Source organism: Streptomyces sp. NPDC055749 (assembly GCF_053617235.1).
This window is the reverse complement of the sequence record NZ_JBSHFH010000031.1, coordinates 81,923-94,384: the sequence shown is the minus strand read 5'-3', so window position 1 is coordinate 94,384 and position 12,462 is coordinate 81,923. Positions and strand designations below refer to the sequence as shown.

Sequence of the window (12,462 nt, the reverse complement as noted above, 5' to 3'; positions counted from 1 at the left end):
CGGGGCTTGCTACTTTTGTTTAACCCCCCCCGGGGGGGGGGCCCGGCCGGGGGCCCCGCCGGCCCCCGGGGGCCGGAGCCGCGGTACTGGTAACCCCCCGCCGCCGAGCAAGGTCCGGCGGGCTCTGTCGACGCACTGGTACGCCTGGACGATGGTCGCCCCCGTCGTCCTCGTGATCGGCGTGATCATCGGCTATCCGCTGGTCCGCGGCATCTACCTGTCGCTCACGGATGCCAACGAGCGCAACGTCGCGCGGTCCATCGGCGTCAACGAAATGCCCGCGACCTACGAGTTCGTGGGTGTGGACAACTACGTCGACGCACTGACGGGTACCCAGTTCCTCGGCACGCTCGGCTGGACGCTGGTGTGGACGGTCTCCTGCGTGACCATCACGTTCTCCCTCGGCATGGTCCTCGCCAACATGCTCAACCGCCGGTTCGCGGGGCGCTCCGCCTACCGGATGGCACTCATCCTGCCCTGGGCCATCCCGGGCTTCGTCTCGGTCTTCGCCTGGCGCTTCCTCTACAACGAGGACCGCGGGCTGCTCAACAAGATCCTCGGCGGCGCCGGCATCGACGGCGTGCCGTGGCTCAACGACCCCACCTGGGCCAAGTTCTCCGTCATCGCCGTCAACGTCTGGCTCGGCATCCCGTTCATGATGGTCGCCCTGCTCGGCGGACTGCAGTCCATACCCTCCGAGCAGTACGAGGCCGCGGAGATGGACGGCGCCACCGCCTGGCAGCGGTTCCGCCACATCACGCTCCCCGGACTGCGGCCCGTCTCGACCACGGTGATCCTGCTCTCCACCATCTGGACCTTCAACATGTTCCCGGTCATCTTCCTGCTGACCCGCGGCGGACCCGGCGAAGCCACCCAGATCCTGGTCACCCAGGCCTACAAATTCTCCTTCGAGATCAGCCCGCGCGACTTCGCGCAGTCCTCCACGTGGGGCGTGCTGATCCTTGTACTCCTGATGCTCTTCGCCGTGGTCTACCGGCGAGTGCTCCGCACGCAGGGAGACAACTGGTGACCACCCTCACGGAAACCCCCGGACGGCACGCCGTCCGCAAGCAGCGCAAGCGCGGCGACCGTTCCCCGATCGCCTCCGCCGGACTGCACCTCACCCTGATCATCGCGTCCGTCATCGCTGTCTTCCCGGTGCTCTGGGTCCTGCTGACCTCGCTGAAGCCCGCCAAGTACGCGACGACGACGGACTTCTTCCGCGAGACCACGTTCGTCAACTACACGAACCTCATCAAGGACACCGAGTTCCTGAGCTGGTTCGGCAACTCCGTGATCATCGCGGGACTCTCCACCGTCATCGGTGTGTTCGTCTCCGCCACCACGGGCTACGCCGTCAGCCGCTTCCGCTTCCCCGGAAAGCGCGGGCTGATGTGGACGCTGCTGATCACCCAGATGTTCCCGGTCGCCGTCCTCATCGTGCCGATCTACAACATCATGTCGAGCATCGGCCTGCTCAATCAGCCCGCAGGTCTCGTCCTGACCTACCTCACCATCTCGGTGCCGTTCTGCGCCTGGATGATGAAGGGCTTCTTCGACACGATCCCGCGTGAGATCGACGAGTCGGGACAGGTCGACGGCCTCACCCCGTTCGGCACGTTCTGGCGGCTCATCCTGCCGCTCGCCAAGCCCGGGCTCGCCGTCACCGCGTTCTACTCCTTCATCACCGCCTGGGGCGAAGTGGCGTACGCCTCCGCCTTCATGGTCGGCGACGAGAACCTCACGCTCGCCGGCGGACTGCAGAAGTTCGTCAACCAGTACGGCGCCCAGTGGGGCCCGATGACCGCGGCGTCCGTGCTCATCGCGATACCCGCGGCGCTCGTCTTCCTCTTCGCGCAGCGTCACCTGGTGACCGGCATGTCAGCCGGAGCCGTCAAGGGCTGACGCACCCGCACGCACGACCGCACGACCGATCGCACCAGTCACAGCGGCGCCGGGGCCCCGACCCGGTCCCGGTGCCGCTCCCCACCCAGACACCCCAGGGACGACATGACCCAGCACCTCGCTGCCCCCTCCACCGGCACGTCCGACGGCGCCCCGGGCCACCGCACCGGCTGGTGGCAGGACGCGGTGATCTACCAGGTCTACCCACGGAGTTTCGCCGACGGCAACGGCGACGGCATGGGCGATCTCGCAGGCGTCACCGCCCGCCTCCCGCACCTCAAGGACCTCGGCGTCGACGCGGTCTGGCTCAGCCCCTTCTACGCGTCCCCGCAGGCAGACGCCGGCTACGACGTCGCCGACTACCGGGCCATCGACCCCATGTTCGGAACGCTGCACGACGCCGACGCCCTGATCCGCGAGGCCCACGGCCTCGACCTGCGCATCATCGTCGACCTGGTGCCCAACCACTCGTCCGACCAGCACGAGTGGTTCAAGCGCGCCCTCGCCGAAGGCCCCGGCTCCGCCCTGCGCGAGCGCTACCACTTCCGCGCCGGCAAGGGCGCGAACGGCGAGATCCCGCCCAACGACTGGGAGTCCATCTTCGGCGGCCCCGCCTGGACCCGGACCACCGACCCGGACGGCACCCCCGGCGACTGGTACCTCCACCTGTTCGCCCCCGAGCAGCCCGACTTCAACTGGGAACACCCGGCCGTCGCCGACGAGTTCCGCTCGATCCTGCGCTTCTGGCTCGACATGGGCGTCGACGGATTCCGCGTCGATGTCGCCCACGGCCTCGTCAAGGCCGAGGGCCTGCCCGACCTCGGCACCCACGACCAGGTCAAGCTGCTCGGCAACGACGTCATGCCGTTCTTCGACCAGGACGGTGTGCACGAGATCTACCGCAGCTGGCGCGTCATCCTCGACGAGTACCCCGGCGAGCGGATCGCCGTCGCCGAGGCGTGGACCCCCACCGTCGAGCGCACCGCCAACTACGTGCGCAGCGACGAGATGCACCAGGCGTTCAACTTCCAGTACCTCGGCACCGCCTTCGACGCCGCCGAGCTGCGCAAGGTGATCGACACCTCGCTCGACGCGATGCGCCCCGTCGGAGCCCCCACCACCTGGGTGCTCTCCAACCACGACGTGACCCGGCACGCCACCCGGTTCGCCAACCCGCCGGGCCTGGGCACCCAGATCCGTACCGCGGGTGACCGCGAGATGGGTCTGCGCCGCGCCCGCGCCGCGACCCTGCTGATGCTGGCGCTGCCCGGCTCCGCCTACGTCTACCAGGGCGAGGAGCTCGGCCTGCCCGACGTCACCGACCTGCCCGACGAGGCACGCCAGGACCCGTCGTTCTTCCGCGCCGAGGGCCAGGACGGCTTCCGCGACGGCTGCCGGGTGCCGATCCCGTGGACCCGCGACGGCAGCTCGTACGGCTTCGGGACCGGCGGCAGCTGGCTCCCGCAGCCCGCCGGCTGGGGCGAGCTCTCCGTCGAGGCGCAGACCGGCGCCGATGGTTCCACCCTGGAGCTGTACCGGGCGGCCATCGCCGCCCGCCGGGCGCACCCGGGGCTCGGCGCCGGATCCGGTGTGGAGTGGCTGGACGCCCCCGAAGGCGTCCTCGTCTTCGGCCGCCCCGGCTTCGTCTGCACCGTCAACACCACCGCCCGCCCGGTCCGGATGCCCGTCCGCGGCCGGGTGCTGCTGGCCAGCGCCCCCGTGACCGTCGACGGCGCCGAGTTCGTGCTGCCCGCCGAGACCACGGTGTGGTGGACGGTGTGACCGTCCCCGCACCCCGGACCGGCGGGGCGCTGCGGCTCTCCGACATCGCCGGACAGGCAGCGGTCAGCGAGGCGACCGTCAGCCGGGTGCTCAACGGGAAGCCGGGCGTCGCGGACACCACGCGTCAGCGGGTGCTCGCGGCGCTCGACATCCTCGGCTACGAACGTCCCGTACGGCTGCGCAGGCGCAGCGCCGGGCTGATCGGTCTGGTGACTCCCGAACTCACCAACCCGATCTTCCCGGCGTTCGCGCAGTCCGTCGAACAGGTCCTCGCGGGCCACGGCTACACCCCGGTTCTCTGCACCCAGCTGCCCGGCGGCGCCACGGAGGACGAGCTCGTCGAGCAGCTCGTCGAACGCGGCGTCGGCGGCATCGTGTTCCTCTCCGGGCTGCACGCCGACCTGTCGGCCGACCCGGCGCGGTACGCGGCGCTGACCGAGCGCGGTGTGCCGTTCGTCCTGATCAACGGCTACAACGAACGGATCAGCGCCCCGTTCGTCTCACCGGACGACGCAGCCGCCGTACGGATGGCGGTCGGGCACCTCGCCGCCCTCGGCCACCGCAGGATCGGCCTCGCGATCGGACCGCAGCGCTATGTGCCGTCCCGCCGCAAACGGGACGGCTTCATCGAGTCGGCGGTCTCGCTGCTCGGGATGAGCCCTTCCGAGGCCGAACTCCTCGTCTGCTCCACGCTGTTCGGCGTGGAGGGCGGCCAGGTCGCGGCGGGCGCCCTGCTCGACCGGGGCTGCACCGGCATCGTCTGCGGCAGCGACCTGATGGCGCTCGGTGTGGTGCGCGCGGCCAGGGGGAGGGGGCTCGACGTGCCGCGTGACGTGTCGGTCGTCGGCTTCGACGACTCGCAGCTGATCGCGTTCACCGACCCGCCGCTGACGACCGTGCGCCAGCCCGTACAGGCCATGGCGGCGGCGGCGGTGGGCGCCCTGCTGGAGGAGATCGGCGGGAGCCCCGTGCAGCGCACGGAGTACGTGTTCCAGCCGGAGCTGGTGGTACGGGGGTCCACCGCGGCGGTCCGCACGGTCTGAGCGGGCCCGGCGGCAACGCAGAGGAGAGGCACCGGAGTCGGCCCAGGATGGGCCGGCGGGGAGTTGAGCGACTCCGGATGCCTCTCTCTGTCGTGACCGGCCCGGCCGGCCGGGCGCGTGGGGCCCGGTGCCGAGGCGACCGGGACCCCCGGCCGACCGGACCGGAGTCGGGATGAACTTAACAGCACCGCAATATCTTGCGAAAGAGCTTGCAGGCAGAAAGCTGCACGATTTCGCGGATGTTAGCGGGGGGTGTCCAAAGGGTTGACCCGGGCGGGGCGGGCTCGTACGGTCTGCTCCGCGGCAAGGTTTGCATTCTTGCAGCAAGAACCTTCATGAGCCTTGAGGGCACGGCGCGTTGTCACGTGAGGCTGCCCCGTCACCCCGCGTTTCCCCCACAGCAGGAGGAAAGACATGGCACGCAGATCCCTGTCTGCCGCACTCGCCCTGGTGGCAGGTGCCGCCGTCCTCGCCGTCCCCACCGGTCTCGGCACCGCAGGCACCGCCCAGGCCGCAGCCCCGGGAACCAAGGACGTCACCGCCGTGATGTTCGAGTGGAAGTTCGACTCCATAGCCAAGGCGTGTACGGACTCCCTCGGTCCGGCGGGCTACGGCTTCGTCCAGGTCTCGCCGCCCCAGGAACACATTCAGGGCGGCCAGTGGTGGACCTCGTACCAGCCCGTCAGCTACAAGATCGCCGGGCGGCTCGGCGACCGCGCGGCCTTCTCCGCCATGGTCAACGCGTGCCACGGCGCGGGCGTCAAGGTCATCGCCGACTCGGTCATCAACCACATGTCGGCGGGCTCCGGCACCGGCACGGGCGGCAGCTCGTACGGCAAGTACGACTACCCGGGCATCTACTCCGTCAGCGACATGAACGACTGCCAGTCGCAGATCAACAACTACGGCGACCGGGGCAACGTCCAGAACTGCGAACTGGTCGGCCTGGCCGACCTGGACACCGGTGAGGACTACGTACGCGGCCGGATCGCCACGTACCTCAACGACCTCCTCTCCCTCGGCGTCGACGGCTTCCGGATCGACGCGGCCAAGCACATGCCCGCCGGCGACCTCGCCAACATCAAGTCCCGGCTGAGCAACCCGGGCGTGTACTGGAAGCACGAGGCGATCCATGGCGCGGGCGAGGCCGTCTCGCCCTCGGAGTACCTCGGCAGCGGCGACGTCCAGGAGTTCCGGTACGCCCGCAGCCTCAAGCAGGTCTTCAACAACGAGAACCTCGCCAACCTGAAGAACTTCGGCGAGGGCTGGGGCTTCATGGAGTCCGGCAAGTCGGCCGTCTTCGTGGACAACCACGACACGGAGCGCGGCGGTGACACGCTGAACTACAAGGACGGTTCGAAGTACACCCTGGCCAGTGTCTTCATGCTGGCCTACCCCTACGGCTCCCCGGACGTCCACTCCGGCTACGAGTTCAGCAGCCACGACGCAGGACCGCCCAACGGCGGCCAGGTGAACGCCTGCTACAGCGACGGCTGGAAGTGCCAGCACGCCTGGCGCGAGATCTCCTCCATGGCCGGCTTCCGCAACACCGCCCGCGGTGAGGCCGTCTCCAACTGGTGGGACAACGGCGGCGACCAGATCGCCTTCGGACGCGGCTCCAAGGCGTACGTGGCGATCAACCACGAGGGCTCCTCGCTGACCCGCACGTTCCAGACCTCGCTGCCCGCGGGAGACTACTGCGACGTCCAGTCCGCCAAGGGCGTCACCGTGAACGGCTCGGGCCAGTTCACCGCCACGGTCGCCGCCGGCACGGCGGTCGCCCTGCACGTCAACGCCCGTACCTGCTCGGGCGGCGGCGGTGGCACCGACCCCGATCCCGTCACCGCCGGCGCCTCCTTCGGCGTCAACGCCACCACCCAGCTCGGCCAGAACATCTACGTCACCGGCAACCAGTCCGCCCTCGGCAACTGGAACCCCGCCGCCGCGCTGAAGCTCGACCCGGCCACGTACCCGGTCTGGAAGCTCGATGTGAGCCTGCCCGCCGGAACGTCGTTCGAGTACAAGTACGTCCGCAAGGACGCGAGCGGCAACGTCACCTGGGAGAGCGGCGCCAACCGCACGGCCACGGTGCCCGCCTCGGGCAAGGTCACGCTGACGGCCGACGTCTGGCGCGCTTAACCCCCGGGGGACCGGACCCCGGTGCGCATCCGGGTTCCGGGTGCGCACCGGATGGTCCGGGCGACCTGGGGCGGGGGTGCTGAAGGGGGTCCCCGCAGGGCCACGCAGTAATTGCACGGCTCCCCTCCGGTCAAGGGGAGTCTGCGTGGTCCGAGGAGACACCCTGGTGCGCCCCCGCCCCCCCGGGTGCCCACACCTGACCGTCCACCCCGACTCCCGAACACAAGGAGACCCTTCCCGTGTCCCGAACCACCCTCAGACGGGGAGCCGTCGCCGCCTTGTGTGCGGCGCTCATCCCCGTCGTACCGGCGGCATCCGCGTCCGCCGCGCAGAAGCCCCCCGCCCCGCCGTCGGACGCCAAGCTGGCCGCCGCACCGGCCCGGCACGACCTGACCCGCGAGCAGTTCTACTTCGTGATGCCCGACCGGTTCGCCAACGGCGACACCTCCAACGACCGCGGCGGGCTGACCGGATCGCGGCTGGAGACCGGCTACGACCCCACAGACAAGGGCTTCTACCAGGGCGGCGACCTGAAGGGGCTCACCAGCAGGCTCGACTACATCAAGGGCCTCGGCACCACCGCCATCTGGCTCGCCCCGATCTTCAAGAACCGCCCCGTCCAGGGCACGGGCAAGGACGCGTCGGCCGGTTACCACGGCTACTGGATCACCGACTTCACCCAGGTCGACCCGCACTTCGGCACCAACGCCGACCTCTCGAAGCTGATCGACAAGGCCCACGGCAAGGGCATGAAGGTCTTCTTCGACGTCATCACCAACCACACCGCCGACACCGTCGACTACGCCGAGAAGAAGTACGGCTACAAGCCCAAGGGCGCCTTCCCGTACCTCGACGAGGACGGCCGCCCCTTCGACGACAGCGCGGGCATGGCGAAGGTGGACAAGACCTCCTTCCCGTACACCCCCGAGAGCGCCGGCACCAAGGTGCCCGCCTGGCTCAACGACCCCACGATGTACCACAACCGGGGCGACTCGACCTACGCAGGCGAGTCCACCGAGTACGGCGACTTCTCCGGGCTCGACGACCTGTGGACCGAGCGCCCCGAGGTCGTCTCCGGCATGGAGAAGATCTACGAGAAGTGGGTCCGCGACTTCGACATCGACGGCTTCCGCATCGACACGGTCAAACACGTCGACCTGGACTTCTGGACCCAGTGGGCGACCGCCCTCGACGACTACGCGGCCAAGCGCGGCCGGGACGACTTCTTCATGTTCGGCGAGGTCTACTCCGCCGACACCGCGATCACCTCGCCCTACGTCACCCGTGGCCGGCTGGACTCCACGCTCGACTTCCCCTTCCAGGAAGCGGCCAGGCAGTACGCCTCCCAGGGCGCCCCGGCCTCGAAGATGGCCGCCGTGTACGCGGACGACTACCGGTACACCACCGACAAGGCCAACGCCTACGAGCAGGTGACCTTCCTCGGCAACCACGACATGGGCCGCATCGGCACCTTCCTGAAGCAGGACAACCCGAAGGCCGACGACGCCGAACTGGTCCGCCGGGCCCGCCTCGCCAACGAGCTGATGTTCCTCGGCCGGGGCAACCCGGTGATCTACTACGGCGACGAGCAGGGCTTCACCGGCGCGGGCGGCGACAAGGACGCACGGCAGACCCTCTTCGCCTCGAAGACCGCCGACTACCTCGACGACGACCAGCTCGGCACGGACCGTACGCACGCCTCCGACGCGTACGACACCGAGCACCCCCTCTACCGCTCCATCGCCGCCCTGTCGAAGCTGACCAAGGAGCACCCGGCACTGCGCGACGGCACACAGACCGAGCGGTACGCGGAAGGGTCCGTCCACGCCTTCTCCCGTACGGACACCAAGCGCCCGTACGAGTACGTCGTCGCCACCAATAACGGCACCGAGGCGAAGACCGTCGAGCTGACCACCGGGTCGGCCGACATGAACTTCCGCACGCTGTACGGGGGTTCAGGCACCGTCCGCAGCGCCGCCGACAAGAAGATCACCGTCACCGTCCCCGCGCTCTCCAGCGTCGTGCTCCGCGCCGACCGGCCGCTGGGCACCCCGGAGGCCAAGCCCTCCCTCACCCTGAAGGCACCCGCCGCCGGAGCCACCGGCACCGTCGAGCTCACCGCGGACGTGGACGGCGGACAGCTCAACCGCGTCGTCTTCGCCGCGCAGACCGGCAACGGCAAGTGGCGCACGCTCGGCTCCGCCGACCACGCCCCGTACAAGGTGACCCAGTACCTCGACGGATCGGTGAAGGCCGGAACCGCCCTGCGGTACAAGGCCGTCGTGGTCGACCGCACGGGCCGTACCTCCAGCGCCCTCGCCACGACCACCGCGGGCCAGGCCCCGCCGGCCGAGAAGCCCGTCGCCGTGGAACGCGACTACGCCGTCGTCCACTACAAGCGCGCCGACGGCGACTACGAGGGCTGGCAGCTGAAGTCGGGCGGCAAGAGCGCCGACTTCATCGGGCGGGACGCCTACGGCGCGTTCGCCTGGGTCGCGGTCGACGAGGGCGCGTCCTCCGTCCCGTACACCGTGGAGAAGGGCGCCACCGCCGACGGGCCGCAGCGCACCGTCGACCTCGCGCGGACCGGCCAGGTCTGGATCGAGCAGGGCAAGGACGGCCAGGCCACCGAGGCGCCCGACGGCGCCAACCCGCCGCAGGACACCACCAAGGCCGTCCTCAACTACCACAGGACCGACGGCGACTACGAGGGCTGGGGGCTCCACACCTGGACCGGGGCCGCGAACCCCACCGACTGGGCCAAGCCCCTCCAGCCGGTGAGGAAGGACGCCTACGGCGTCACCTTCGAGGTCCCGCTCACCGCGGGCGCCACCTCGCTCAGCTACATCCTCCACAAGGGCGACGAGAAGGACCTCCCGAGCGACCAGTCCCTGGACATCGCGTCCAACGGTCACGAGGTCTGGATGCTCGGCGGAAAGCCCGGCTACCTCCTCCCGCAGGCAGGCGGCGCCCCCGCCCCGGACCTCACCAAGGCCGGGGCCCAGTGGATCGACGCCGACACCGTCGTCTGGAAGGTGAAGTCCACCGACGCCACCAGCCAGCAGCTCGTGTACGCCGAGGACGGCGGGATCTCCGTCGTCGACGGCGCGCTCTCCGACGAGGGACAGTGGCTGCGGCTCAACGCCTCGGCGCTCACCGACGCGCAGAAGGCGAAGTACCCGCACCTCAAGGACTACCCGGCGTTCACCGTCGACGTACGCGACCGGGACAGGGTCCGCGCCTCCCTGCGCGGCCAGCTGATCGCCACCCAGCGCGCAGCGAACGGCGCCCTGCTCGGCGCCACCGGGGTGCAGACCGCCGGTGTGCTGGACGACCTGTACGGGAAGAAGGCGAGCAGCGCCTCGCTAGGCCCGGTCTTCCGCCACGGGACGCCCACCCTGTCCGTCTGGGCACCCACCGCCCGTACCGTCTCCCTCGAACTCGACGGCAAGTCCGTCCCGATGCGGCGCGACGCCTCCACGGGGGTCTGGTCCGTCACGGGCAAGGAGAGCTGGCAGGGCAAGCCCTACCGGTACGTGGTGAACGTCTGGGCGCCGACCGTCCAGAAGACCGTCACCAACAAGGTCACCGACCCGTACTCCACCGCACTGACCGCGGACTCCGCCCGCAGCCTCGTCGTCGACCTGACCGACCCGGAACTGGCCCCGCGCGGCTGGTCGGGACTGAAGAAGCCCGCCGCGGCCCCGCTGCGTGACGCCCAGATCCAGGAGCTGCACATCCGCGACTTCTCGATCGCGGACCGGACGTCCGAGCACCCCGGCGAGTACCTCGCCTTCACCGACACCCGCTCGGACGGCATGCGCCACCTCAAGGAGCTCGCGGGCTCCGGCACCAGCTACGTCCACCTGCTGCCCGCCTTCGACATCGGGACCATCCCGGAGAAGAAGTCCGGCCAGCAGCAGCCCGGCTGCGAACTGTCCGTCTACGCCCCCGACTCCGAGGAGCAGCAGGCCTGCGTCGCGAAGGCCGCCGGGAAGGACGCCTTCAACTGGGGCTACGACCCCCTGCACTACACGGTCCCCGAGGGCTCGTACGCCTCCGACCCGGACGGCACCAAGCGCACCGTCGAGTTCCGCCGGATGGTACAGGGACTGAACGGCGCCGGACTGCGCACCGTCATGGACGTCGTCTACAACCACACCGTCGCCTCCGGCCAGGACGACAAGTCCGTCCTCGACCGCATCGTGCCCGGCTACTACCAGCGGCTCCTGGAGGACGGCACCGTCGCCACCTCCACCTGCTGCGCCAACACCGCGCCCGAGAACACCATGATGGGCAAGCTCGTCGTCGACTCGGTCGTCACCTGGGCCAAGGAGTACAAGGTCGACGGCTTCCGCTTCGACCTGATGGGCCACCACCCGAAGGACAACATCCTCGCGGTGCGCAAGGCCCTCGACGAGCTGACCGTCGCCAAGGACGGCGTCGACGGCAAGAAGATCATCCTGTACGGGGAGGGCTGGAACTTCGGGGAGATCGCCGACGACGCCCGCTTCGTCCAGGCCACCCAGAAGCACATGGCCGGCACCGGCATCGCCACTTTCTCCGACCGGGCCCGCGACGCGGTGCGCGGCGGCGGCCCCTTCGACGAGGACCCCGGCGTCCAGGGCTTCGCGAGCGGGCTCTACACCGACCCGAACACCTCGAAGGCCAACGGCACCCCGGCCGAGCAGAAGGCCCGGCTGCTGCACTACCAGGACCTGATCAAGGTCGGTCTTACCGGCAACCTCGCCGACTACACCTTCACCGACAGCAGCGGCCGTACGGTGAAGGGCTCGGCCGTCGACTACAACGGCGCGCCCGCCGGATACGCGGCGGCGCCCGGAGACGCCCTCGCCTACTCCGACGCCCACGACAACGAGACGCTGTACGACGCGCTCGCCTTCAAGCTCCCGGCGGCCACCCCGGCGGCCGACCGGGCACGCATGCAGGTCCTGGCCATGGCGGCGTCCACGCTCTCCCAGGGCCCCTCGCTCTCGCAGGCGGGCACCGACCTGCTGCGCTCGAAGTCCCTCGACCGCAACTCCTACGACAGCGGCGACTGGTTCAACGCCCTGCACTGGGACTGCCGCGACGGCAACGGCTTCGGCCGCGGCCTCCCGCCCGCCGCCGACAACAAGGACAAGTGGTCCTACGCGAAGCCGCTGCTGACCTCCGCCACACTCACCCCCGGGTGCCCGCAGATCGACGGCGCATCCGCCGCGTACCAGGACCTGCTGACCATCCGCACCACCGAGAAGGAGTTCTCCCTCACCACCACCGAGCAGGTGCAGTCCGCACTGTCGTTCCCGCTCTCCGGCACCGGCGAGACACCCGGGGTGATCACGATGCGCCTCGGCGAGCTGGTCGTCGTCATCAACGCCACCCCCGGCACCGAGAGCCAGCAGCTCCCGGACCAGGCGGGCAAGACGTACGAGCTGCACCCCGTCCAGGCGGCGGGCGCGGACCTTACCGTCAAGAAGGCCTCGTACGACGAGGAATCCGGCAGCTTCACCGTCCCAGGACGTACGGTCGCCGTCTTCTCGCTGCGCTGACCGAGATGGGTCTACGGTGACGGCAGACGTCGGCGAAGGAC

The 12,462-nt window shown here is 69.8% G+C and carries 6 protein-coding genes; all 6 read left to right on the top strand.

What is annotated here, in order from left to right; all coding sequences use genetic code 11:
• Positions 1–1,030 (top strand): carbohydrate ABC transporter permease (locus ACWGO0_RS23085; RefSeq protein WP_453538048.1); only part of this gene is annotated, 1,030 nt, incomplete at its 5' end.
• Entirely contained in the window at positions 1,027–1,905 is an 879-nt protein-coding gene (locus tag ACWGO0_RS23080) for a sugar ABC transporter permease (protein ID WP_453538045.1), read from the top strand. The genes ACWGO0_RS23085 and ACWGO0_RS23080, both read left to right, overlap by 4 nt.
• 105 nt (positions 1,906–2,010) lie before the next feature.
• Positions 2,011–3,687 carry a glycoside hydrolase family 13 protein gene (locus ACWGO0_RS23075; protein ID WP_453538042.1) on the top strand — a complete coding sequence of 559 codons (1,677 nt, stop codon included), beginning with the start codon at positions 2,011–2,013 and terminating at the stop codon, positions 3,685–3,687.
• Positions 3,672–4,730, top strand: a complete 1,059-nt coding sequence (locus ACWGO0_RS23070) for a LacI family DNA-binding transcriptional regulator (RefSeq protein WP_453538039.1) — start codon at positions 3,672–3,674, stop codon at positions 4,728–4,730. The genes ACWGO0_RS23075 and ACWGO0_RS23070 overlap by 16 nt, the downstream gene beginning before the upstream one ends.
• Positions 4,731–5,144: 414 nt before the next feature.
• A complete protein-coding gene (locus ACWGO0_RS23065; protein WP_453538036.1) occupies positions 5,145–6,869 on the top strand; it encodes a carbohydrate-binding module family 20 domain-containing protein in 1,725 nt (574 codons plus the stop codon).
• A 239-nt stretch (positions 6,870–7,108) separates the two neighbouring features.
• Entirely contained in the window at positions 7,109–12,421 is a 5,313-nt protein-coding gene (gene pulA, locus ACWGO0_RS23060; RefSeq protein ID WP_453538033.1) for a pullulanase-type alpha-1,6-glucosidase, read from the top strand.
• Positions 12,422–12,462 lie beyond the last annotated feature (41 nt).